Origin of the sequence: Nocardia nova NBRC 15556 (assembly GCF_001613005.1) — a bacterium.
Lineage (GTDB): Bacteria > Actinomycetota > Actinomycetes > Mycobacteriales > Mycobacteriaceae > Nocardia > Nocardia nova.
The window spans coordinates 57925-80534 of record NZ_BDBN01000033.1 but is presented as its reverse complement, the minus strand read 5'-3'; the positions used below and the strand labels follow the sequence as shown (position 1 = coordinate 80534).

The following is a 22610-nucleotide window of genomic DNA, read 5'->3' as shown; positions in this document are numbered from 1 at the left end:
GCGCGGGTACGCCGCAGATGCGACGCCCCTGCAGCAGCCTTCGGCGGGGCGCCGGACAACCGCGCGAGGAGAGGAGACCGAGTGAGCGCGCAGTCACCCGTCGTAGTCGTCACCGGAGCCAGTGCCGGAATCGGGCGCGCCGCCGCGCGGCGCTTCGCCGCCGACGGTGCCCGCGTGGCGCTGCTGGCCCGCGGGCGCGCCGGACTGGACGCCGCGGCGAAGGACGTGGAACGAGCCGGTGGTACGGCATTGCCGATCCCTACCGACGTCGCCGACTACGACGCCGTCGAGGCGGCCGCCGACCGCGTAGAAGAGCAGTGGGGTCCGATCGACGTGTGGGTGAATTCGGCGTTCACCTCGGTCTTCGCCCCCTTCACCGAGATCGAGCCGAAGGAGTATCGCCGCGTCACCGAGGTCACCTATCTCGGCTCGGTGCACGGGGTGATGGTGGCGCTGGCCCGGATGCGCCCGCGTAATCGCGGCACCATCGTGCAGGTCGGGTCGGCTCTCGGCGAGCGGGCGATCCCGCTGCAATCGGCCTATTGCGGCGCCAAGCACGCGGTCAACGGATTTCTCGAGGCGGTGCGGGTGGAGCTGATGCACGAGCACAGCGGCGTACACGTGACGATCGTGCAGGCGCCGGCGGTCAACACACCCCAATTCTCCTGGGTGCGTTCGCGTTTGCCGAAGAAGCCGCAGCCGGTGCCGCCGATCTACCAGCCCGAGGTGGTGGCCGACACCATCGCCTTCGCGGCCGAGCATCCGGAACGCAAACAATATTGGGTGGGCGCGAGCACGGTCGGCACAGTCGTCGCGCAGCGGCTCGCGCCGGCGGTGCTGGACCGTTATCTGGCGCGCACCGGCTACGACTCGCAGCAGACCGACGCCGACGAGACCGACCGGCCGGACAATCTGTGGCGCCCGCTCGACGACGAACACGGCCACGACTTCGGCGCACACGGTGACTTCGACGGCCGGGCCCACCGGCACAGCCCGCAGGCGTGGATGTCGCGCTGTGTCGAATCGGTGGCCGGTTCCGTCGCCCGGATGACCCGGCACTGACCGCGATCGGGCCGGTCGGCCGCGGTTGAGTTCGAATACCGCGGGTACCCGCCCGGCGACCAGGGCACGCAGGGCAATTCCCGTGGGATCGACCCGGACAGGACAGGAGAGGATATGGCGCAACAGGTTGGTGACTATGTCGTGGCCCGGCTCAACGAGTGGGGCGTGAAACAAGTTTTCGCCTATCCCGGTGACGGCATCAACGGCTTGGTCGCCGCCTTCGGCCGCACCGAGGACCGGCCGACGTTCGTGCAGGCCCGGCACGAGGAGATGGCGGCGTTCCAGGCCACCGGATACGCCAAGTTCAGCGGGCACGTCGGTGTCTGCATGGCCACGTCCGGTCCGGGCGCGGTCCATCTGCTCAACGGCCTCTACGACGCGAAGCTGGACCATGTGCCGGTGGTGGCGATCATCGGGCAGACCGCGCGCAGCGCGATGGGCGGCAGCTACCAGCAGGAGATCGACCTGCAGAGCCTGTACAAGGACGTGGCCTCCGAATATCTGGTCGAGGTGAACGTCGCCGAACAGCTGCCCAACGCGCTCGACCGCGCGTTCCGCACGGCGTGGACCCGGCGCGCGCCCACCGCGGTGATCATTCCGGCGGATCTGCAGGAGGAAAGCTACGAACCGCCGCAGCACGAATTCAAGCAGGTGCCGTCGAGCCCGCCCGCCGAGATGCATTCGGTGGTCGTGCCCGCGCGCGCGGAGATCGAGCGCGCCGCGGAGGTGATCAGCGCCGGTTCCAAGGTGGCGATCCTGGTCGGCCAGGGTGCCCGCTCGGCCGCGCGCGAGGTGACCGAACTCGCCGAGATCACCGGCGCCGGGGTCGCCAAGGCGCTGCTCGGCAAGGATGTGCTGCCCGACGACCTGCCCTTCGTCACCGGTCCGATCGGGTTGCTCGGCACCCGCCCCAGCTACGAGCTGATGCGCGACTGCGACACCCTGGTGATCGTCGGTTCCAACTTCCCCTACAGCCAGTTCCTGCCCCCGCTGGATCAGGCCCGGGCGGTGCAGATCGATATCGACGGCACCATGATCGGCATGCGGTATCCGACGGAGGTCAATCTGGTCGGTGACGCGAAAGCCACTCTGGCCGAGCTGATTCCGCTGCTGAAGCCGGTCGGTGACCGGTCCTGGCGCGAGACCGTGGAGTCGAATGTGGCGCGGTGGTGGGAAACCGTCGAACGGCAGTCGACGCTGGCCGCGAAACCGGTCAACCCGATGCGAGTGGTCTGGGAACTGTCGCAACAGATTCCGGACAACACCATCGTCACGGCCGATTCCGGATCGTCGACCAACTGGTACGCGCGGTGCCTGAAGTTCCGCGGCAGCATGCGGGGGTCGCTGTCGGGAACGCTGGCCACCATGGGCCCCGGCGTGCCGTACGCGATCGGCGCCAAATTCGCCCATCCGGACCGGCCGGTGATCGCACTCGTCGGTGACGGCGCGATGCAGATGAACGGGCTGGCCGAGCTGATCACCATCGCGCGCTACGCCGAACGCTGGGACGACAAGCGACTGGTGGTGTGCGTCTTCCACAACAACGACCTCAACCAGGTGACCTGGGAACTGCGGTCCATGGGCGGTTCACCGAAATTCGAGGATTCCCAATCGCTTCCGGACATTTCGTACGCCGACGCGGCGCGCTGTTTCGGACTCGCGGCGATCGAGGTCGACGATCCGGAGCAGCTGGCCGGGGCCTGGGAACGCGCCCTGTCCGCCGACCGGCCGACGCTGCTGGACGTGCGCTGTGATCCCGAGGTGCCGCCGATCCCGCCGCACGCCACCTGGGATCAGATGAAGGCGACTGCCGAAGCGGTGCTGCGTGGCGATCCGAACGCTTGGCATCTGGTCGCGCAGGGCATGAAGACGAAGGCACAGGAGTTCCTGCCGGGCGGTCGCTCGGACGACGACCGATGAGTTCGGCCGCGCGCGGGCCTACTCGCGCGCGGCATCCCAATCGGTCAGCGAATGCCTGGCTTGCCGTAGCGCGCACCGGAACCGCTCGCGGTCGGCGCCCGGTGCCACGCTGTCGAACAGGCCGGCCGCCACCGCCGCCACGACCGCGATGATCAGCAGAGTTGTCATAGTGGTCAGTCTGCGACGACCGGCCACGAAGCGACAGAGCCAATACCGCATCACTGGCCCGGAAGCCGGGCGTCGGCCACGTAGCCGATGCCCGGCTTCCGCTGCGCAACCGGCACGCCGGTAGGTATCATCGGCCCCCGTACCTCAGATTATGGTTCGGCCCAACGCTTTTGGCTTCACGACGGTGGCGGCTGCCGCCGTCGTCGTCCACCACGACCGTTTGGAGTTGTCTTCTGTGACCACGCCGCATTCGCTGGAATCGTCGTCGAACAGGTGCCCCGTGGCACACAATTCACCGATCGCCCCGGACGGACCGCGTGTTCCCATCTACACCGAGGAATTCGCCGCCGACCCGCGCGGCGGATACGACCGCATGCGCGGCCACCACCGCTCCTTCGCTCCGATCGAGCTCGCCCCCGGCGTGCCGGCGACACTGGTGATCGGCTATCAGGCCGCCCTCGGCATTCTCAACGATCCCGAGCATTTCCCGGCCGACCCGCGTACCTGGCAGCGCACCGTACCGGCCGACAGCCCGATTCTGCCGATGCTCGAGTGGCGCCCGAATGCGTTGCGCAACACGGGTCCCGAGCATGCGCGTTTTCGCGCCGCCAACGTCGCGGCCATCGATGGGGTGGATCTGCACACGGTGCACACGGTCGTCGAGCAGATCGCGATGCCGCTGATCAATTCCTTCAGCGCCGAGGGCCACGCCGATCTGCTGACCCAGTACATCCATCCGCTGGTGTCGGCCAACCTGAACACGATGCTGGGCATCGAACCGGATATCGCCGAGCGGGTCGCGGCCGGGATGGCCGCCATCTTCGACGCGACCGGCGACGCGGCCGCGGGCAACCGGATGCTGGCCGCCGCACTGCAGGAACATACCGATCGCAAGCGCGCCTACCCGGGCGACGACATCACCTCGCGGCTGATCGCGCACGACAGCGGTCTCGACGACGAGGAGGTCATCAACCAGCTGGTCAGCCTGTTCGGCGCCGGGATCGAACCGCAGGTGCATCTGGTCGCCAACGCCCTGCTGCTGATGATGACCGACGAACGGTTCTCCGGAAGCCTGCTCGGTGGCGCCCTGACCACCCGCGACGCGCTGGACTGGGTGTTGTTCAACAATCCCCCGCTGGTGAACTACTGCGCGAGCTATCCGCGGCAGCCGATGCTCGTCGAGGACGTGTGGCTGCCCGCGCATCAGCCGGTGCTGATCGGCATCGCGGCCTGCAACAACGATCCGCAGGTGCGCGAGGGCGACCGCAACGGGAACCGCTCCCATCTGTCGTGGGGCGCCGGGCCGCACGCCTGCCCGGCCCGGCAGATCGGCTATCTGGTCGCCCAGGACGCCGTCGACCAGCTCCTGGACGCGCTGCCGGATATCGAGCTGGCCGTGCCGGTGAACGAACTCCGCTGGCGCCCAGGGCCTTTCCACCGCGCCCTGACCGCCCTCCCGGTCACCTTCCCGCCCTCGCCGCCATTGCGCGGCGCGCTCGGCTAGCGGTGCCACGACGGCGGACCGCCGATCCGCTGCCGGGCGCACAAGCCGCGCGCGAGCTACCGTCGTGGCATGCACACCCTCGTGATGACCGGCGCGACACGTGGAATCGGCCGGATCGCCGCCCGGGAGATCCTGCGCCTCGCACCCGATACCCGCCTGCTGGTGCTGGCGCGCGGCGCGTCCGGCCCACAGGTGTGCGCGGAATTGTCCGGTGCGGGATACGCGGCCTCGCATGTGGAGGCCGACCTCGCGTCGCTGGCCGGGATCCGTTCGGCGGCGCGGCGAATCCACGACATGCTCGATCGCGGCGAGGTGCCGCCGCTGGCCGGATTCGTCGGCAATGCCGGCATCCAGTACACCGACGCGACCATCGCGACCGAGGACGGACTCGAGGCCACCTTCGCCGTCAACGTCGTGGCCAACCACCTGCTGCTGCGCCTGCTCGGCGACCGCTTCGTCGTGCCGTCGCGGATCGTGATCACCGTCAGCGACACCCATTTCGGCGATCTGCGGCACAACTTGGGCATGGTGCCCGGCCCGGTGTGGCACTCCCCCGATGTGCTGGCCCACCCCGGCGCCTTCGCCGATCCGTCGAGTACGGCAGCGGGCCGCACCGCGTACTCGACGAGCAAACTCGCCATGATCTATCTGGTGCACGAGTACGCACGCCGACTTCCTGCCGGAGTCGAGATCCTTTCCTACAACCCGGGTTTCGTCCCCGGCACGGAATTGACCCGCAACGCCGGCCGCCTGGAGCGCTTCGCCGCCCGCCGCCTCGCCCGCGCGCTCACCTGGACCCCGCTGGCGAGCACGCCGAAGACCGCCGGCCGGCGCCTCGCCGCGGTGGTCACCGGATCCGTCCCGGCCGAGTCCGGCAGTTACATCGATCGCCACCGGGTCACCGAGTCCTCACCCGAGTCCTACGATCCGGCTCGCGAACGCGAGGTGTGGGAGTGCGCCGAACGTCTCACCGCTGCGCATCCGGACTGAGCCGCGTCCCCTTCCGCTAGCGTGATGCCACCGAACGGAAGGATCGCCGGTGAAAGTGCATCTGCAGGTGGAGGGTTCGCCACTGCGCGCCCGCGAGAGCGCCCGGGCGATCGCCGCGCTCGGCGCCGACGGCATCTTCTCCTTCGAGGGCCCGCACGACGTCTTCGTGCCGCTGGTTCTCGCCGCCACGGAGACCGATCTGCGGCTGATGACCAATGTCGCCATCGCCGGCCCGCGCAGTCCGCTGCACCTGGCGCACACCGCCTACGATCTGCAGGCGCTCAGCGGCGGGCGGTTCCGGCTGGGCCTGGGGTCGCAGATCCGGGTGCACATCGAGAAGCGCTACGGCAGCCGGTGGGAACGCCCGGCCCGGCGAACGGGTGAATCGGTGGCGGCGGTGAAGGCCATCCTCGCGGCGTGGGAAGGTCACGCGCCCTTGGATTTCCGGGGCGAGTTCTTCACCCACACGCTGATGCCGCCGACGTTCGATCCCGGCCCCAATCCGTTCGGCCCGCCGCCGGTGCTGATGGGCGCGCTGGGACCGGTGATGACCCGCACCGCCGCCGAGGCGGCCGACGGGCTGCTGGTCATGCCGTTCAACAGTGCCACTCATTTCACCCGGCGCACGGTACCGGCGCTGCGGCGCGGGCTGGCCGAATCCGGGCGCACGCTCGACGACTTCGAGGTGGTCGCCCAGGCCATGGTCGCGCTCGGCCGCACCGCGCCCGAACTGGCCGCCGCCGTCGACGCGGTCGCGCGGCTCATCGCCTTCTACGCGTCCACTCCGGCCTACCGCCCGGTCCTCGACGCCGAGGGCTGGGGTGAGCTGCAACCCGAACTCAACGCCCTGTCCAAACAGGGCCGCTACGCCGAGATGCGGGAACTGATCACCGAGCCCATGGTCCGGACCCTCGCGCTGGTCGGCTCTCCCGCCGACTGTGCGGCCCAGGCTCACGCCCGCTTCGGCGAGTACGCCCGCGACATCTGCTGTTACTTCCCGGGTTACGACCCCGCGACCGACGACGTGGCCGAATTCGTGGGCCGGTTGCAGTCCGCGGGATAACGGTCAGAAATCTACTTCTCATTTAGTGGAAACTAGATTCTCACATGTCTATTATGTGATTCACCGCACTCAGGCCGCAGCGAGCCGACGCACGGGTGGCGGTGAAGGAGAAGAACTACCCATGGCAACCGCGACCACCAGCGTCGAAAGCCCCGATGACAACGACACCGGACGCCTGGAAAACGCCTCCACGCTCCGTGTCGTCCTCATCATCGTGGCGATCGTCGCGAGCACCGAGATCGTCCCGTTCCATTTCACGTTCATCAGTCTCAGCGCCCGCTTCATCGGTGAATCCTTCCCGGAGCAGAACGCCGGCCAGCTCACCTGGCTGACCACGCTGTACTCACTGATCGGCGGCGTAGCGGTACCGGTCTTCGGCAAATTGTCCGATCTGGTCGGCAAGAAGAAGATCATCCTGTTCTGCCTGTTGCTGTCGATCATCGGCTGCCTCATCGACGCCCTGACCTCGAACTGGGTGCTGATGCTGCTCGGCCGCGGACTGCAGGGACTGGCCTTCCCGGCGATCTTCGTGTCCTACGGTCTGATCCGCGATCTCGCGCCGCGCCGCCACCTGAACATGGCGATCGCCCTCGCGGGCGGCGGCACCGGCGTGGGCGCGATCCTGGGCCCGCTGATCGGCGGCATCCTCACCGACCACTACAGCTGGCGTTCACTGTTCTGGTTCTGCGTGATCTGGACCGTGGTGACGATCCTGCCGCTGGCACTGTTCGTGCCCGAGACCAAGCTGCGCGCCAAGGTCAAGATCGACCTGCTCGGCGCGGTGCTGCTCGGCGCCGGCATCGCCGGTGTGCTCATCTATCTCAGCAACGGCGCCACCTGGGGCTGGGGCGAGCTGTCGGCGCTGGCCTGGCTCTTCGGCGGCGTGGTCCTGCTGGTGGCCTTCTACGTCTGGGAGCTGATCACCCCGGAACCGATCATGGATCCGAAGTTGTTGCGCGCCCCGCGGTTCGCCGGCATCCTCGCCGCGGCGTTCTTGTCCGTGGGTGTCATGCAGGGCCTGTCGTATGCGATGGGCTATCTCGCGGAGACACCCGGCGGAGCCGACGGTGAGGCGATCAAGAAGCAGATCGTCGACGGCGCGGCCGCCGAGGCCGCCAAGCAGGCCTCCGAACAGATGCATATCAACGTTCCCACATCGGCTGTCACGCAATACTTCTCGGTGGAGGGCACGCTTCCCGGTTTCGGTCTGACGCTGTTGCAGTTCACCGTGCAGGCCATGCTGGGCCTGGCGCTGGTGTACGTGCTCGTCGCCCCGCTGTGCGGCTGGATGTCGACCCGGATCGGATTGCTCAAGCCCTATCTCGCCTCGACCATCGCGTTCGTGATCGGATGTCTGCTGTTCGCCCGCTTCCACGACAGCGTGTGGCAGATGGCGCTGATCGCGCTGATCATCGGTGTCGGTGCGGGAGCATATCTGGGCACCCTGCCCAATATGGTGGTGGAGGCGGTGCCACAGGAACAGCAGGGCATCAGCGCCGGAATGTACGGAGCCTTCAACAGTTTCGGCACTGCGGCCGCCACCGCCGCCGTCGCGGCGGTCATGTCGGCCAACCCGCTGATTCTGCACATCAACGCCCCCGGACACGTCGAGGAACGTAAACTGAACACCGGTCCGCTGGCGCAGCTTCCGGACGGTGCCGCCTATACGAACATCTTCTACGTGTTCGCCGCCGCGTCCGCCGTGGCCTTCGTCCTGGCACTGGTGTTGCTGCGCTACTACAACCGGCCGAGTACCGGAGGTACCGCCCACTGAATCGACACCCGTTCTCGCCGCAGCCATTCCGCATCGGGCCACAGGAGGGCACGTGACCGGCAGACTCACCGACCGGGTCGCATTCATCACCGGGGCCGCCCGTGGGCAGGGCCGCGCGCACGCGGTGCGGATGGCGCGCGAGGGCGCCGACATCATCGCCGTCGACATCGCGGGACCGCTACCGCCCTGCGTCCCTTACGATTCCGCGACCGGCGCGGATCTGGCCGAGACGGTCCGCCTCGTGGAGGCGACCGGCCGGCGGATCCGTGCCGCGGCGGTCGACACCCGCGACCTCGACGGTATGCGCAAGGCCGTCGACGAGGGGGTGAGTGAATTCGGCCGGCTCGACGTGGTGGTGGCCAACGCCGGGATCGCGGTCCCGGAACCGTGGGATGCGATCACCCCGCAGTCCTTCCGCGACGTCATCGACATCAATGTGACGGGCACGTGGAATACCGTGGCCGTCGCGGCGCCGCACATCGTCGAGGGTGGGCGCGGCGGGTCGATCGTGTTGATCAGTTCGGCGGCGGGGATCAAGATGCAGCCGTTCATGGTGCACTACACCGCCGGCAAACACGCGGTCACCGGGATGGCCCGCGCGCTGGCGGCCGAACTCGGCCCGCACGCCATCCGCGTGAACAGCGTGCATCCGGGGCCGGTGAATTCGGCGATGGGCACCGGCGAGATGGTGACCCGGCTGGGCGCCGCCATGGAAACCAATCCGCAACTGGCCCACATGATGACGCCCTTTCTGCCGACATGGGTACTCGAACCCGAGGACGTCGCCGATACCGTCTGCTGGCTGGCCTCCGACGAATCCCGGTATCTCACCGCGGCGGCGATCCCGGTGGACCAGGGCAGCACGCAGTACTGAAGTGGTTGGGAGAGAACAGATGAGCGACTTCGACAGCACCGTACCGACCCCGCGGCTCGCCGCGGCGCTGTGCACCGCGGCGCACCTGCTCGGCGACGAGGTGCGCGCCGTCCTGCTGCACAGCCCGCGCCCGGTCTTCCTGTTCTATCTGGCCCAGACGTTCGACCAGTTGGCGGACGATCTGTCCTCGGGCCGCCCGCCCGGTCCGGCGACCCCGGCCCAGCAGCTGTGCCTGCATCTGATGCTGGCCCACGCCGAAGCGCAGGTGCCGGCCCACGATCTGGCCCGGGCCCGGCATCGGCTGTTGCGCCACGACACCGGCGACATCCTGGCCGAGGTGCGCGCGGTCGCCGGAAAGTCCGGTGGCAGCTACGATTTCATCGCGCTGGGCGACGTCCTGGCCGCCGGCGGGATGGGTGCCTTCTTCGCACCGTTCGAATCGTCCGACCTGGCCGCCTGACAACCGGCGTCCCCGATGTCCGCCGATCGACCGGGCGCGTCCCGGCGCAGCTTCCACGAGCTCGATATCTCCGATTCCACGTTCTGGCGCAACAACTTCCGCACCCGTGACCGGACCTTCGCGACGTTGCGATCGGAACCGGGCCTGAGCTGGCATCCGCCCGTCGAGTCGATCTTCCCGCACGAGGAGCGCGGCTACTGGGCCGTCACCCGCCATGCCGATATCCAGCAGATCAGCCGCCATCCGGAGATCTTCTGTTCCCGGATGGGCATCAGCATGGATCCGATGCCGGCCGAGATGCAACGCGCCATCTCGTTCTTCCTGACGATGGATCCACCCGAACACACGCGATACCGCAAACTGATCAGCTCGGCGTTCACCCCGAAACAGGTGCGCCGCATCGAATCTCAGATCCGCGCCAACGCGGCCGTCGTGGTCGACGAACTCCTCGCCGACCTGCGGGCCGACGGCACCGTCGACTTCGCCGCAACCTACGCCAAGAGGCTGCCGATGCGCACCATCTCCGACATGATCGGACTGGACCCGGCAGACCGGGAACCGGTGGCCTTCGCCGTCGAAAGCCTGTTCAGCACGACCGACGAGGAATACGCGAGCCTGGCCGAACGCGCCCCGCACCTGATGAGGCAGCTGGCGGTGCTCACCGGGGCGGGCATCGATCTCGCGCGGCGCCGGCGCGAGCGGCCGCGGGAGGATCTGATGTCCGGGATCGTCGCCGCCGAGGTCGACGGGCACCGCCTCAGCGACGAGGAGATCGGCGCGTTCACGGTGCTGCTCGGCTCTGCCGGGAACGACACCACCAAACAGGCGAGTTCGCATGCCCTCGCCGCGCTGGCCGCACATCCCACGCAGCGGGCCTGGTTACTGGCGGATTTCGACGAGCGCATCGACGGCGCGGTCGAGGAATTCGTGCGCTGGGCGACGCCGGTGATGCATTTCGCGCGCCACGCGACCGTCGATACCGAGGTTGCCGGGACACCGGTCGCGGCAGGTGAGAAGCTGGTGTTGTTCTACTGTTCCGCCAATCGCGATGCCGCCGTTTTCGACCACCCGCACGCATTCGACCTCTCCCGCTCCCCCAATCCGCATGTGGGGTTCGGCGGTCCCGGCCCGCACTTCTGCCTGGGCAGGCAACTCGCGAAAATGGAACTGCGGCATCTGTTCCGGGAACTGCTGACCCGGCTGCCGGATTTCGACGTCGGCGAACCGGACTACGTGCACAGCGATTTCGTGCACGGCATCAAGCGCCTGCCGCTCAGCCTGCGCTGACCAGACGCACCTCAGTCGCCGGATTCGCGGCTGAGCCCGCGCATCAGCAGGCGCCAAGCGTGCCGCGCGGTGGCCCGGCGCGCCGGAAGTTCGGTTTTGATCAGCACGGCCGCCAGCATGGCCAGAGCCGTCACGACGTCTTCGGCGGTGAGTTCCGGTCGTAGCGAACCGCGCGAATCGGCATCGGCCAATTTGGCGCCGATCAGGTCGACGAGCCGGCGCGACACCTCGAACAGCCGGGGATCGTCGAAGCCGGTGGGGTCGATGGTGGCGATGAAGCCGGCCGAGACCGCGATCTGGTCGACGATGAAATCCAGCAGATCCACCGCCGTGGTCCCCGGCCGATCGGCCACCTCCTCGATCTCGACGATGTTGTCGTCGAACACCGCCAGGATCATCGATTCGCGGGTCGGGAAATGCCGGTACAGCACGCCCGGGCCCACTCCCGCCGCGCGGGCGATCGAGTTCATCGGAGCGTCGAAACCGTTCTCGGCGAACACCTCCCGCGCCGCGCGAACCAATGCCCGTCGGTTCGCCGCAGCTGCCTTCGGCCCTCGATTGGCCCGGGGTGACGCGGTCATCTGTCCGACGTTACCGCACGCGTGCCGCGACCCGGCATCGCGGACCGACGGCGACGCCGGAGCCCGGTGTCGTTCGGCGCGTACGGATTTCGCGATCGCGGAGTCTCGCGACCTCAACTGAAACAAGTTGCAGTTGACGAGACCGGCCGGGTCGTACAGACTGCGCTAGCAACCGGAGACAATTGTCCGGTTGGATTCGGTCGCACCGGTCCGGCACGCACCCCGCTTTCGCGTCCGGAGCGAACCTCGCGACCGATATTACGTACCTGTAGGTCTTGATGGAGAGTGCATGCCCCCGATGAAGCGACGCTCCTTTCTGCTCGGCGCCACCACCGCCGGTCTGACTCTGGCCACTGCGGCCACCGCGAGCGCCCAGCCCTGGATGACCACCGGGAGACGGCGCACGTCCGTCCCACTGACCAGGGAAGATCATCGCGTCGTCATCATCGGTTCCGGATTCGGCGGCGGCGTCAGCGCGCTGCGGCTGGCCGAGGCCGGCGTCGACGTCCTGGTCCTCGAACGCGGGATGCGCTGGCGCACCGGCCCCGATGCCGACACCTTCCCGCATCCGTCGCGCCCGGACAAGCGCATGCTCTGGTACCGGTCCGCGCCGCAGGTGCTGGGCGTGCCGGTGGCGGTCGAGCCGTACACCGGCCTGCTGGAGGCCGTCGTCGGGGAGAACATGACCGCGGTCTGCGCCGCGGGCGTCGGCGGCGGCTCCCTGGTGTACCAGGGCATGACTTTGCAGCCCACCGAGGCGACCTTCGCCGCGGTCTTCCCCGCCGAACTCGACTACGCGCTGATGGCGCGTGAGCACTATCCGCGGGTGGCGCGGATGCTGGGCGCCGATGTCGCGCCCGACGAATTGATCGACAGCCCCACCTATCTGCCCTCCCGGGCGTTCGCGCGCAACGTCGGCGCAGCCGGCTACGAGCTGTCGAAGATCCCCATGCCGATCGATTGGAGCTTCGCGCTGCGCGAGGTGCGCGGCGAGATGAAACCGTCCTACATCAACGGCGACTGCGCGCTCGGGGTGAACAACGGCGGCAAACACTCCGTCGATGTCACCTATCTGGCGCGCGCCGAGGCCACGGGCCGCGCCACCGTGCGAACCCAGCACGAGGTCACCGATGTGGCGAGAACGCCCGGCGGCCGCTGGCAGATCAGCGTCGACCGGATCGATACCGCCGGACGGGTCGTCGAACAACTCGTCCTCACTGCGCAGGCGCTGATCATGGCCGCGGGCAGTATCAACACCACCAAGCTGCTGCTGCGGGCCGCCGCGAAGGGACAGATCCCGGATCTGCCCGACGGCCTCGGGGGCCAGTGGGGCAACAACGGCGACCGGATCTTCACCTGGACCAGCGCGACCGACGATTTCGGCACCGCCCAGGGCGGGCCGGTGGTCTACGGCAGCAAGGAGTGGGACGACCCGGCCATCGCCAACACCGTGATCCAGGCGTCGATTCCGCCGACCGGCGTCGACGCGCATTCGACCATGCTGGTCGGATTCGGAATCACCGACGGCCGTGGACATCTCGCCTACGACGCGGCCACCGACGACGCGAAACTGTACTGGCCCGCCGATGCCGACGCCGCACTGCAGCAGCGCATCGCCGCTCGTGTCCATGCCATCGCCGGACCCGGCAGTACGGTGCTCGACACCAATGCCGCGGCCCCGAGCACCTGGCATCCGCTGGGCGGCGCGCCGATGGGCACGGTGTGCGATCTGGAGGGCCGGGTCCACGGCACGCGCGGTCTCTACGTCCTCGACGGCGCATTGATTCCCGGCAGTACCGCGGCCTGCAATCCGTCGATGACCATCGCCGCGGTCGCCGAACGCGCCCTCGACCGGATCGTCGCCACCGATATCGGCACCGTCATCTGAGGCGCGGCACGCGCGCCTCGCCGCTGCGCCGCGCGGCCTCGGCTTCGATCCAGTCGCCGATCATGTGCGCCGTCATATCGATGGCCTCGCGGCGTTGCCGCTCGTCGAATTCGATGGCCGAGGCCCGCAGCACCGCGGAGAAGCCCGTATTGATGATGACGAAGGTCATCACGTCGTATTCGTGATCGTCCCCGGGGCCGAGTACCTGGATCAGCAGCACCTTGATCAGCAGCCGCAGCCGCGGCTCGAACTCCGGGATGCCGCTGCTGTAGAACTGCACCCCGGCGACGAGTGCCCGGACCAGGAGCGCATTGGCCACCAGTTCCTCGGCGATCGAGTTCAGCAGGCGGGCGGTCAGCTCGTGCATGGTGGCGTCCGAGCGGTCGAAAATGCTGTCGGTGGCGCGCTTTTCGATGTTCTCGAGCAGCCGCGCGAGCAGTTCCTCGACGATGACGGTGCGGTCGGAGAAGTAGCGGTACACCGTGCCGATACTCATCCCCGCCTCGGCGGCGATCCGGTTGGTCGAGGTGTTGGCGATCCCACGCTCACCGAACAGCCGGGCGGCGGTGTCGAGGATCTGCTCCCGGGTCGCCTTGGCGCGCTCCTGGGTGGGCCGGCGACGCTGCCCGGCAGCCTTCGACGCCATCACACACTCCTACCTGGTCTTCGCCCGAGGACCGATCGTCGATCCTAGCCCGGCGGACGGTTCCGCCGAGACCCGGGAAAGTTCCCAAATTATTTTCTCCGGGCGGGAAAAAGCGGCTACGCTCGATATCGCGGCGCGGTCGCCCAGCGTTGTGCGACGCGTCGTGCCGACCGTCGCTTCCCGAGGAACAGCGAGACCCCATGGCAGAGACCGATGATGCCGTGGCCGCCCCCGCCCGTGCTCGCGGACGCCCGCCCCGGCTGAACCGTCATCTCATCCTCGCCGCCGCGCGCGATCTGGAGCCGGAGAATCTGACCATGCAGGCGGTGGCCGACGCCCTGGGCGTGCATCGCAAATCGCTCAACTATCACGTCAGCGACCGCCAGGGCCTGCTCGAACTGGTCGCGTTCGACGCGTTCGACACCGGTTTCCGCCGGGTCGACCTGCCCGAGCGAGCGGACTGGCGTGAGCTGCTGCGATCGTTCGGCTACGCGGTGGTCGATGCTCTGGTGCAGGTGGGGGCGCTCATCGCCTACGTCCGGTTCGACGGGAAGGCGGGGCTGTCGGCACTGCAACTGGTCGAACGGATCATGGCCGCGTTGGTCGGCGCCGGACTCGATGCGAACGAAGCCGGGCGCACGCTGAAACTTGTTGCCGCGATGGCCTATTCGGCCGCACGCGAGGCGCTCGACGCCACCGGCGGGCCGGCCGATCCGCAAGCGGCCGCGGTGCGGCGCACGCTGGGAAACGAGTCCGGATTCCCGCTCCTGCGCGCCGTCGCGACCGCGCGCGAGAGCGACGGCCGCGCCGGTGAGCAGTTCGAATTCGTTCTCGCGCTGATCATCGAGGGACTGGAACGGCGGCTGGAGCTTCGGCACGGCGCCGCTGCGGTGGCGCCGACGGGTGGTCCCGGCCGGTGACTTCACGCCGCCGTGGCTCAGTGTTCCTTGGCGCGCCGGTCCACGGCCTCGGCGAGATAGTCGCCCAGCTCCTCGCGCAGCACACGATCCAGCGACCGTGCCAGGGTGTTGTTCACCGCGGTGACGGCGAGACCGCGTAAATGGTTGAGCATCTTCGCGGTTTCGGCGATTTCGTCGTCGGTGTCGGGCAGCCAGCCGGGGCCGTGGGCATCGACGATCTGTTGCTTGGCGACCGACATCATGTCGTGGGCGATCTCGTCGAGGCGGCCGCTGACGGCTGCCTGCAGATCGGCCAGCCGGCCCAGCCGGAACCCGTAGCCGTGCAGTTCGGCGAAATTCTCCAGCAGCTGGGGATCGGTGAATTCGATTGTCTCCGTGCCGATCCGGGCGAGCCCGAGTTCGGCGAGACGTTCCAGGATCTCCGGATCGGCCGCCTCCTCGCCGAGGAAGGTGTCGATCAATTCGCGCGGTACCCGCAGCGTCTCGTCCTGCTGCCCCCACGCGGCGGTGACCGCGTGCTGCAGCCCCAGGATCTCGGTGAGGTCCTTACCCGTTTCCCAGCCGGTGATGAAATCGGCGATATGGGCGGTGGTGAACCCCCGCTGCAACAGCACGTCGATGATCTTCAATCGCTCCAGGTGGGAGTCGTCGTAGATCAGCGCGCGCCCGATCCGGCGCACCGGCGGCGGCAGCAGGCCGCGTTCCTGGTAGGCGCGCACATTGCGGCTGGTTGTGCCTGCGGCGCGGGCGAGTTCATCGATGCGGTACTCCGCCATCCCGTTCTCGCCCACCCTTTCCTCGTGCCGGACGCCGACCCGCGTCGCACCCGCCTCCGGCCCGTGTGAGCAGCTCGGGCGCGACGCATCGTGTCGACATTAGCCCAACGAGGTCACCGCCCGATCGGCGACAGGCGCGCGGGCGCCGCCCCGCCCGGGGATCAGCACATAGTCGTGCGGATCGAGGGTGGCGAGCTGACCGGTGAACTGGCTGCCGAAGCCCGGGAACATGGTCGCGTTGAAGCCGTCCTCGGTCAGATACCAGCTGCGGCACCCGGAATTCCAGGTGGTCGCCCGCAGCCGGCGCTGCAGCCGATAGTTGTAGCGGTCCTGGCGGTCGCGGCGCACCTCGAGCGAATGCAGATTCCGCTCGAGCAGCATGCCGATCGCCGCGGCGAGATAGTCGATCTGCGCCTCCATATACACCAGCGCCGAATTGTGCCCGGGGCCGGAATTGGGCCCGAAGGTGAAGAACAGGTTCGGGTAACCCGCGACGGTCACACTCTTGTACGCGTATGCGCCCCTGCGCCATTCGTCGTCCAGGACCCGCCCGCCGCGGCCGGTGATCGGGATCGGCGCGCCCGCCTTCGACACCTCGAAACCGGTGGCGAACACGATGCAGTCGAACCGGTGCTCGATCCCCTCGGCGGTGCGGATGCCCGCCGGCGACATCCTCGCGATCGGCCAGGTGACCAGGGTGCAGTTGTCGCGCTGCAGCGCCGGGTAGTAGTCGCTGCTCATCAGCAGCCGCTTGCATCCGGCCCGGAAATCGGGAGTCAGTTGCCGCCGCAACCACGGATCGCGGACCTGACTGTGCAGATGGGCCAGTGCCACCGATTCCACGATCCTGGTCAGCGGGGTATTCCACACCACGCCCAGCGCCACCGATTCGTGCCCCCAGAACCAGGCCTGCCGGGCGAGCTGCTGGGTGAGTGGCAGGTGCCGGTACAGCTGCCGGGTCAGGCCGGTGGTGTGCCGGTTGATCCGCGGCAGAACCCAGCCGGGCGTGCGCTGGAAGACCTTCACCGACCCGGCCCGCTCGACCAGTTCCGGGACGATCTGCACCGCGCTGGCGCCGGTGCCGACCACGGCCACCTTCTTACCGGTGAAGTCGTAGTCGTGATCCCAACGGGCGGAGTGGATCATATGCCCCTCGTAGCTGTCGCGACCCGGGATGTCCGGCAGGCTCGCATTGGCCAGCGGCCCGGACGCGAGCACCACCGAACGGGCCCGCACCGGCGTGCGACCGGCGTCGAAGGCGATCTCCCATTCTCCCGCCGCCTCGTCGTAGGCCAATCCGGACACGTTGTGCCCGAAGCGAATCGATGCGCCGAGCGCGAACTTCTCGACCATCGCATCGATGTAGCCGAGGATTTCCGCACTACCGGAATAGGTCTGCGACCACTCCGGATTCGGCGCGAAACTGTAGGAGTACAGCCGCGACGGAATATCGCAGGCCGCCCCCGGATAGGTGTTGTCGCGCCAGGTACCGCCGACCCGCCGGTCCCGTTCGAAGATCGCGATATTCGTGATTCCGCGCTGCCGCAACCGGATCGCCGCCCCGATCCCGGCGAATCCGGCTCCGACGATCGCGACGTCCAGCACGGTGTTCCCGCTCATCACGCGACCGGCTCGTAGGTCAGTTCCTTCGACCAGGTCGGCTGCGCGGGCAGCACCCGGTCGGGGATGCGGGCGGTCACCTTCACCAGTGTGTCGGCCAGCAGGTGGTAGGGGTGGTCGCGGTTGATCACCCAGTCGCTGTGCATCTTGACGATCCGGTACATCGGCACCCGGTTCACCACGGGTGTACGCTCCCCGACTGCCTTGAACCGGCGCATCGCGGTATACAGCTTGTCCTCGTCGACGCCCATCGCGACGATGTTGTCGCGCATCTTGTTCAGCAGCGGCACATAGCTGAGCACGCCGATCATCAGCGACGGCTTCACCCAGCCTCCGACCAGATCGATCGCGAGCTTGCGGGCGGTGGAGTGCCCGAGCAGTTCCATCACCGCGTAATCGGTGGCCAGATGCCGGGATTCGTCGGAGTTGATCTTGCGGAACACCTCCTGGGCGATCGGATCGGCGATCTCGTCGGTGACGAATTTGATCAGCGCGCCGTCGAGTGCCACCTCCAGCATCGGAATCACCGTGCCCAGAAACGACAGCGACATGCCGTCGGCGTATCTGTCGAGGAAGTCGATGACCAGCTTGACGTTGATATTCGGTTCGGGGATCTCGTCGCCGTCGAGCATCCCCCAGCGGCGCATCAGGGCCAGTTCGGCATTGGCGTGGCGCTGTTCCTCGGCGTGGAAGTACCGGTAGATCTCCCGCAGTGTCTGCGTCGGGGCCTTCTTCGCCATCGCCGCGAATCCGCGCGCGCCGACGTTCTCGATCCACATCAGATCCGCCATGAACGGCGTCAGTTTCGCGTGCAGTTCGGGATCGATCAGTTCCGCGCCCGGTGCGTCCCACTCGATATCGGCCAGCGCCCACTGCCGGGACTTGATCTTGGCCAGCATATCGTCGAAGTCGAAGGACATGTCAGACTCCTGTCTTCTCGCTGTCGGCCGATGCCGGGGCCGAATCCGCTTGCGGCAGATATCGGTTCAGCACGCCGAGGGCCCGGGTGTAGGTGGCCGGGAATTGTCGTTTGAGATGCCAGACGACCACCGCGTCCAGCTGCGGCAGCACATGCAGGCGGCCGCGCTCGTGGGCATCGAGGGTGATGCGCGCGACGTGGTCGGGCGAGAAGCCGGTCCAGCGCATCAGTTCGGTGGCCAGGCGGGCCGATCCGGCGGTGATGCGCCCGTCGCGGGCGACGTTCGTGCGCACGAAGGTCGGGCACAGTACCGTCACGGTGACGCCGGTGCCCGACAGTTCGGCGGCGAGGGTTTCCGACAGCGACACCACGCCCGCCTTGGAGACGTTGTACGGGGCCATCGCGGGTGCGGCGGCGAATCCGGCCGCCGAGGCCACATTGATGATGCCGCCGTGGCCGGCCCGGCGCAGCCGCGGTACGAACAGTTCGCATCCGTGCACCACACCCCACAGGTTGATGCCCAGCGCCCACTGCCAGTCCTCGAATCCGATGTTGCCCACCGGCTTTCCGCCGATACCGACACCGGCGTTGTTGATCACCAGGGTCGGCGGGCCGTGGAAGATCGCGTCGCTGTGCTGCGCCAGCGATTCCATCTCCGCGCGCTGGGCCACGTCACAGCGATACGCGTGCGCGCGGCGGCCGTGGATCCGGTCGATGAGCGCGACCGTCTCTTCCGCCCGGCCGAGGTCGATATCGGCACAGATCACCTCTCCCCCGCGCCGGGCCAGCTCGAGGGCGAAGGCGCGCCCGATCCCGCTGCCGGCTCCGGTGACGACGGCCTTCGCGTCGTAAGTGCTCCGGTCGCCGCCGATCACCGACCGCAGCGCCGCATTCGCCCCCGCCATCGCATCCACGATCCACATCACTATCCCGCCTCTCGAGCACTCGATACCGGTTGCGCCGCACGGGATCGCGCGAGTACCCCGGTGATGAAGGCGGCCGCGCGGCGCAATGCCGCCGCGGCCTCCGGTACGGCCAGCGGCAGCGCCTGGAAGACGTGGATCTGGCCCGGCCACACCTCCAGTTCGCACGGCACGCCGGCGGCACGGGCGAGGTCGCGGAGGTGGTGCGCGTCGTCGGCGAGCATCTCCGCGCCGCTCACCTGAACGAACAACGGGGGCAACGCGATTCCCGCGGGGATGCGCAGCCGCAGCCGCGGCGAATCCTCGGGTTCGTCGCCGGTGTACAACCGCACCGCGGCGCGACCGGTGCGCGCGGAGGCCATGGCCTCGGCGGCCCGGCGTTCGCAGCCGCGGGCCAGTTCGAAGGACAGATCGATCAGCGGTGAGAACAGCACCGCGCCGGCCGGCTGCGCCACTCCGGTGCGGGCATTGTCGAGCAGCAGGTCCACGCACAGATGCCCGCCGGCCGAGTCACCGCCGATCACGAGGTCCCCGGCCCGGTAGCCGTGGGCCAGCAGCCAGCGGTAGCCCTCGGCCACATCGTCGGCCGCGGCCGGGAAGGGGTGCTCGGGCGCGAGCCGGTACTCGACGACGAAGACCGGGAGTCCGGTGGCGCGGGACAGTCGCGACGCCAGACCGCGATGGGTGCGCGCCGAGCAGATGACATAGCCGCTGCCGTGCACGTAGTACAGGGCGCGATCGCCGTGACCGACTCCGGCCGCGCACACCCACTCCCCGCGCAGCGAACCCGAACGCACATGTGTCACACGGGTTCCCGGCAGCACCGGCCCGCAGATCGCCATGATCGACGCGACCAGCCCACGGGCCGCGGCGATGCCGAGCGGATTCGCCGGTAGCAGGCAGTTGATCGGCCGTACCCCGTACCGTCCCGCGGTCAGCGCCAGCCGCGAACGCAGCGACGGTGACGACGGGACCGGTGCGGTGGCCGACGGTGAGGTCTCCGTTGACCTTCTCGTCTCCATATACCGAGCATCAGCTACCTATGTGCCATTTGTCAATGGCAGATAGCAAGGCCGGTCACGCCCGGGCTGGGCCACCTCCGTGACCAGGGCGCCGAGCATGTCCCGCACGAGTTCGGCATGTTCGCGTAGATCCGGAGAGGCCTCGTTCGCGGCGAGTTCGACGATGGTGTTCAGTTCACCGAAGGCCACCACCAGGCGGCGCAACGCGGCGCGCTGCTGGGCGGCCGAGAGGCCGTTGATACTCACATCCGAGGGATCGCCACGCCGAATGTTTCGTTACGGCGCCGAACGATCGAGCAGTGCGCCGGCCGGACCGAGGCTCAGCATGCCGGTGCCCGCTCCGAGCAGTTCGCCGCGCGCCGGGGACAGGGCGCGATGCACCTGACGCGCGGTACTCCGGTCCGCACATCGGTCGGCGGCGATTCCCAGTAGCGCCCAACGCAATTCGGCCAAGTGGTCCGGCGGCGGCGCCGGCGCCGCGCGCAGCAGCTCGTGGGCGCGCTCGGGTTCGAGCAGCGCGGCGGCGTAGGGAGTGTTCGGCCCGAAGTCGGCCGCGGCGAACTCGGCCGGGTCCCGGCCTGCCCGCAGCGCGAGGCACAGGCCGGTCAGCGGCGCGAGACCCGCTGCGACACCGGGCATGCCGCAGCCCGGCAGGGTGGCGAGCGCGCGTTCGTAGGCGTCTGCCACTTCCGGTTCCGGCCGGTCGGTCAGGACGGTGCGCAGCGCGCGGTACCAGGTGGTGAACACCCCGACGAGGTCGCGCTCGTAGCGCACCGCCAGCCGGTCGGCCGCGGCGGCATGCTCGTCGGCGACGGCCACCTCGCCCAGCGCGCACGCGGCCTGCATCGCGACGAGATGACCCAGGATCAGGTAGGTCGACAGGTCGTGCCGGCGCGACACCGTGATCAGCTCCTGAGCGAGCCGCGCCCGCATCGGCCACCGGCCCGGCGTGTGGAAGGACTGCAGGAATCGGGCGTCGAGAGCGAGCACGAGCACGGCCGGATCCCTTAGGTCGCGGGCGATACGTTCGGCCGCTCGCGCGGCGTCGGCGCCGGACGTGCCACGGCGGCCGCGGGTTTCGATCGCGAACAGCGCGAGCAGCCGGGCGCGCAGCGCGGGCGCGGCGTCGTCGTCGTCCAAGCGTTCGAGGGTGGTGCGGGCGGCCTCGGCCACGCGCGCCGACCGGGCCGGATCGTCGAGCACCGACCAGACCCCCGGTACCTCCATGCGGGTCAGCGCGGTGGCCGTGAGTTCGGGATCGTCACTCGCGAACAGGTCGTCGATCGCGTGCGCCCGGCGATCCTGGGCGGTCATCAGACCGGTCGCGTCGGTCAGGGCCAGGCCGCGCAGCAGATCGGCGGAGGAGATGATGCGGCTGCGCGGACCGGTGGCGCGGTAGGCGGCGACAGTGTCACGCCACAATCGGTGCTCACCGAATTCCGGTTCTCCGGTGAGGATTTCGCGTTCGAGGGCGATCAGTTCGGCGCTGGGATCCAATCCGGCTTCCGTGCCCAGCCGGGTTCGGGCCCGCCGCAGCGCCGCCAACGCGTCGGCCCGCCGCCCGGCCTGCCACAGTCCTCGCGCCTGCAGCAGCCAGGCCCGCTCCCGCACGGGATGCTCGTGCAGATAGGTTTCGAGTTCGGCGACGGCCTGTTCCGGCCGTCCCTGGCGGATTCGCGCCTCCGCGAGCATTTCCACTGCCGCAGAACGTAATTCATCGAGCTTCGCGATGTCTCCGGCCGCCCACCGGTAGTCGCCGTAGGCGTCTCCGCGCCAGAGCGCCAGCGCCGTCTCCAGCGTCTCGATCCGCTGCGGCCCGGCCTGATTCGCGGCCGCGCGGACCAGGTCGTCGAAATACCAGGCGTCGACGTGATCGCGAGGCAGCGCCACGCGGTATCCGGCGCCCTCGGTGACGATCACGCGGGAAGGGGTGCGCGGCGCGCGGCCGGGTTCCAGGGCACGGCGCAGGGCGGCGACGAAGGTGCGCACGGCGGCGACCGCGCCCGGCGGCGGGTCCTCCCACAGGTCTGCCACCAAGGCCGGCACCGGCACCACCCGACCGCCGGCGGCGATCAGGCGGGCCAGCACCTCGGCATGCCGGGGGCCGTGCAGCGGCAGCGGCGTCCCGTCGGCGGCGGCGACCCGCACCGGGCCCAGGACACCGGCCGTCGGTGCCGCGTCGGAGCCGGTGAGCTGCGCACTCATCGGTTGCT

21 protein-coding genes are annotated in these 22610 nt (G+C 68.8%); 11 read left to right on the top strand and 10 right to left on the bottom strand.

The annotated features are described in order from the left end of the window. The first annotated feature begins 81 nt into the window (after positions 1–81). Both NN2_RS14620 and NN2_RS14615 read left to right on the top strand, forming a co-directional pair. The gene (locus NN2_RS14620; protein ID WP_063013974.1) at positions 82–1062 is read left to right on the top strand and encodes an SDR family oxidoreductase; all 981 of its coding nucleotides are present in this window, start codon (positions 82–84) and stop codon (positions 1060–1062) included. A 114-nt stretch (positions 1063–1176) separates the two neighbouring features. Further along, the gene (locus tag NN2_RS14615) at positions 1177–2982 is read left to right on the top strand and encodes a thiamine pyrophosphate-requiring protein (protein WP_063013972.1); all 1806 of its coding nucleotides are present in this window, start codon (positions 1177–1179) and stop codon (positions 2980–2982) included. 18 nt (positions 2983–3000) lie between these two features. On the opposite strand, the gene NN2_RS37190 is transcribed toward NN2_RS14615, so the two are convergent. Beyond that, positions 3001–3150, bottom strand: a complete 150-nt coding sequence (locus tag NN2_RS37190) for a hypothetical protein (RefSeq protein ID WP_156511336.1) — start codon at positions 3148–3150, stop codon at positions 3001–3003. A 280-nt stretch (positions 3151–3430) separates the two neighbouring features. Here NN2_RS37190 and NN2_RS14610 point away from each other — a divergent pair, with 280 nt between their 5' ends. The 7 genes from NN2_RS14610 (at position 3431) to NN2_RS14580 (ending at position 11102) form a co-directional block, all read left to right on the top strand. Then, a complete protein-coding gene (locus tag NN2_RS14610) occupies positions 3431–4654 on the top strand; it encodes a cytochrome P450 family protein (RefSeq protein WP_082976800.1) in 1224 nt (407 codons plus the stop codon). Between the two features lie 69 nt (positions 4655–4723). Next, positions 4724–5644, top strand: coding sequence for an SDR family NAD(P)-dependent oxidoreductase (locus tag NN2_RS14605; protein WP_063013970.1), 921 nt, complete (start codon positions 4724–4726; stop codon positions 5642–5644). A gap of 49 nt (positions 5645–5693) precedes the next feature. Continuing rightward, positions 5694–6707 carry a TIGR03617 family F420-dependent LLM class oxidoreductase gene (locus NN2_RS14600; protein ID WP_063013968.1) on the top strand — a complete coding sequence of 338 codons (1014 nt, stop codon included), beginning with the start codon at positions 5694–5696 and terminating at the stop codon, positions 6705–6707. Between the two features lie 121 nt (positions 6708–6828). Then, positions 6829–8481, top strand: coding sequence for an MFS transporter (locus NN2_RS14595; RefSeq protein WP_063013966.1), 1653 nt, complete (start codon positions 6829–6831; stop codon positions 8479–8481). 52 nt (positions 8482–8533) lie between these two features. Then, entirely contained in the window at positions 8534–9355 is an 822-nt protein-coding gene (locus NN2_RS14590; RefSeq protein ID WP_063013964.1) for a mycofactocin-coupled SDR family oxidoreductase, read from the top strand. Positions 9356–9374: 19 nt separating this feature from the next. After that, positions 9375–9815 carry a hypothetical protein gene (locus NN2_RS14585; protein WP_030514557.1) on the top strand — a complete coding sequence of 147 codons (441 nt, stop codon included), beginning with the start codon at positions 9375–9377 and terminating at the stop codon, positions 9813–9815. Between the two features lie 15 nt (positions 9816–9830). Then, entirely contained in the window at positions 9831–11102 is a 1272-nt protein-coding gene (locus NN2_RS14580) for a cytochrome P450 (RefSeq protein WP_063013963.1), read from the top strand. A gap of 11 nt (positions 11103–11113) precedes the next feature. On the opposite strand, the gene NN2_RS14575 is transcribed toward NN2_RS14580, so the two are convergent. Continuing rightward, the gene (locus NN2_RS14575; RefSeq protein WP_063013962.1) at positions 11114–11683 is read right to left on the bottom strand and encodes a TetR family transcriptional regulator; all 570 of its coding nucleotides are present in this window, start codon (positions 11681–11683) and stop codon (positions 11114–11116) included. Positions 11684–11972: 289 nt separating this feature from the next. Here NN2_RS14575 and NN2_RS14570 point away from each other — a divergent pair, with 289 nt between their 5' ends. Then, positions 11973–13571, top strand: coding sequence for a GMC oxidoreductase (locus NN2_RS14570; protein ID WP_063013957.1), 1599 nt, complete (start codon positions 11973–11975; stop codon positions 13569–13571). Here the strand turns inward: NN2_RS14570 and NN2_RS14565 are convergent. Then, complete coding sequence (locus tag NN2_RS14565) at positions 13564–14217, bottom strand: TetR/AcrR family transcriptional regulator (protein WP_063013955.1); 654 nt, start codon at positions 14215–14217, stop codon at positions 13564–13566. The genes NN2_RS14570 and NN2_RS14565 overlap by 8 nt on opposite strands. A 200-nt stretch (positions 14218–14417) precedes the next feature. Between NN2_RS14565 and NN2_RS14560 the strand changes: the two genes are divergently transcribed. After that, positions 14418–15137 (top strand): TetR/AcrR family transcriptional regulator C-terminal domain-containing protein, encoded by a 720-nt coding sequence (locus tag NN2_RS14560; protein ID WP_063013953.1) that lies wholly within the window; start codon positions 14418–14420, stop codon positions 15135–15137. Positions 15138–15154: 17 nt separating this feature from the next. On the opposite strand, the gene NN2_RS14555 is transcribed toward NN2_RS14560, so the two are convergent. From NN2_RS14555 to NN2_RS14525, 7 genes are all read right to left on the bottom strand, one after another. Continuing rightward, positions 15155–15913: a MerR family transcriptional regulator gene (locus tag NN2_RS14555; protein ID WP_063013951.1), complete on the bottom strand. Its 759-nt coding sequence runs from the start codon at positions 15911–15913 to the stop codon at positions 15155–15157. Positions 15914–16012: 99 nt separating this feature from the next. After that, entirely contained in the window at positions 16013–17533 is a 1521-nt protein-coding gene (locus NN2_RS14550; protein ID WP_063013949.1) for a flavin-containing monooxygenase, read from the bottom strand. Further along, positions 17533–18453 (bottom strand): ferritin family protein, encoded by a 921-nt coding sequence (locus NN2_RS14545; RefSeq protein WP_063013947.1) that lies wholly within the window; start codon positions 18451–18453, stop codon positions 17533–17535. The genes NN2_RS14550 and NN2_RS14545 overlap by 1 nt, the downstream gene beginning before the upstream one ends. Before the next feature lies 1 nt (position 18454). Continuing rightward, a complete protein-coding gene (locus tag NN2_RS14540; RefSeq protein ID WP_063014009.1) occupies positions 18455–19357 on the bottom strand; it encodes an SDR family NAD(P)-dependent oxidoreductase in 903 nt (300 codons plus the stop codon). Between the two features lie 20 nt (positions 19358–19377). Then, on the bottom strand, positions 19378–20397 hold the full coding sequence (locus tag NN2_RS14535; protein WP_063013945.1) for an alpha/beta hydrolase: 1020 nt from the start codon (positions 20395–20397) through the stop codon (positions 19378–19380). Between the two features lie 18 nt (positions 20398–20415). After that, positions 20416–20643, bottom strand: a complete 228-nt coding sequence (locus NN2_RS14530; protein WP_063013943.1) for a hypothetical protein — start codon at positions 20641–20643, stop codon at positions 20416–20418. A gap of 30 nt (positions 20644–20673) precedes the next feature. Then, complete coding sequence (locus NN2_RS14525) at positions 20674–22602, bottom strand: AfsR/SARP family transcriptional regulator (protein ID WP_063910764.1); 1929 nt, start codon at positions 22600–22602, stop codon at positions 20674–20676. Between the last annotated feature and the right edge of the window lie 8 nt (positions 22603–22610).

Excerpts from the sequence above, each read along its gene's own strand:
- NN2_RS14555 (WP_063013951.1), bottom strand. The coding sequence starts at position 15,913 with ATGGCGGAGTACCGCATCGATGAACTCGCCCGCGCCGCAGGCACAACC.
- NN2_RS14595 (WP_063013966.1), top strand. The coding sequence starts at position 6,829 with ATGGCAACCGCGACCACCAGCGTCGAAAGCCCCGATGACAACGACACC.
- NN2_RS14525 (WP_063910764.1), bottom strand. The coding sequence starts at position 22,602 with ATGAGTGCGCAGCTCACCGGCTCCGACGCGGCACCGACGGCCGGTGTC.
- NN2_RS14535 (WP_063013945.1), bottom strand. The coding sequence starts at position 20,397 with ATGGAGACGAGAAGGTCAACGGAGACCTCACCGTCGGCCACCGCACCG.
- NN2_RS14545 (WP_063013947.1), bottom strand. The coding sequence starts at position 18,453 with ATGTCCTTCGACTTCGACGATATGCTGGCCAAGATCAAGTCCCGGCAG.
- NN2_RS14575 (WP_063013962.1), bottom strand. The coding sequence starts at position 11,683 with ATGACCGCGTCACCCCGGGCCAATCGAGGGCCGAAGGCAGCTGCGGCG.
- NN2_RS37190 (WP_156511336.1), bottom strand. The coding sequence starts at position 3,150 with ATGACAACTCTGCTGATCATCGCGGTCGTGGCGGCGGTGGCGGCCGGC.
- NN2_RS14550 (WP_063013949.1), bottom strand. The coding sequence starts at position 17,533 with ATGAGCGGGAACACCGTGCTGGACGTCGCGATCGTCGGAGCCGGATTC.
- NN2_RS14540 (WP_063014009.1), bottom strand. The coding sequence starts at position 19,357 with ATGGCGGGGGCGAATGCGGCGCTGCGGTCGGTGATCGGCGGCGACCGG.
- NN2_RS14585 (WP_030514557.1), top strand. The coding sequence starts at position 9,375 with ATGAGCGACTTCGACAGCACCGTACCGACCCCGCGGCTCGCCGCGGCG.
- NN2_RS14615 (WP_063013972.1), top strand. The coding sequence starts at position 1,177 with ATGGCGCAACAGGTTGGTGACTATGTCGTGGCCCGGCTCAACGAGTGG.
- NN2_RS14565 (WP_063013955.1), bottom strand. The coding sequence starts at position 14,217 with ATGGCGTCGAAGGCTGCCGGGCAGCGTCGCCGGCCCACCCAGGAGCGC.
- NN2_RS14570 (WP_063013957.1), top strand. The coding sequence starts at position 11,973 with ATGCCCCCGATGAAGCGACGCTCCTTTCTGCTCGGCGCCACCACCGCC.
- NN2_RS14605 (WP_063013970.1), top strand. The coding sequence starts at position 4,724 with ATGCACACCCTCGTGATGACCGGCGCGACACGTGGAATCGGCCGGATC.
- NN2_RS14560 (WP_063013953.1), top strand. The coding sequence starts at position 14,418 with ATGGCAGAGACCGATGATGCCGTGGCCGCCCCCGCCCGTGCTCGCGGA.
- NN2_RS14580 (WP_063013963.1), top strand. The coding sequence starts at position 9,831 with ATGTCCGCCGATCGACCGGGCGCGTCCCGGCGCAGCTTCCACGAGCTC.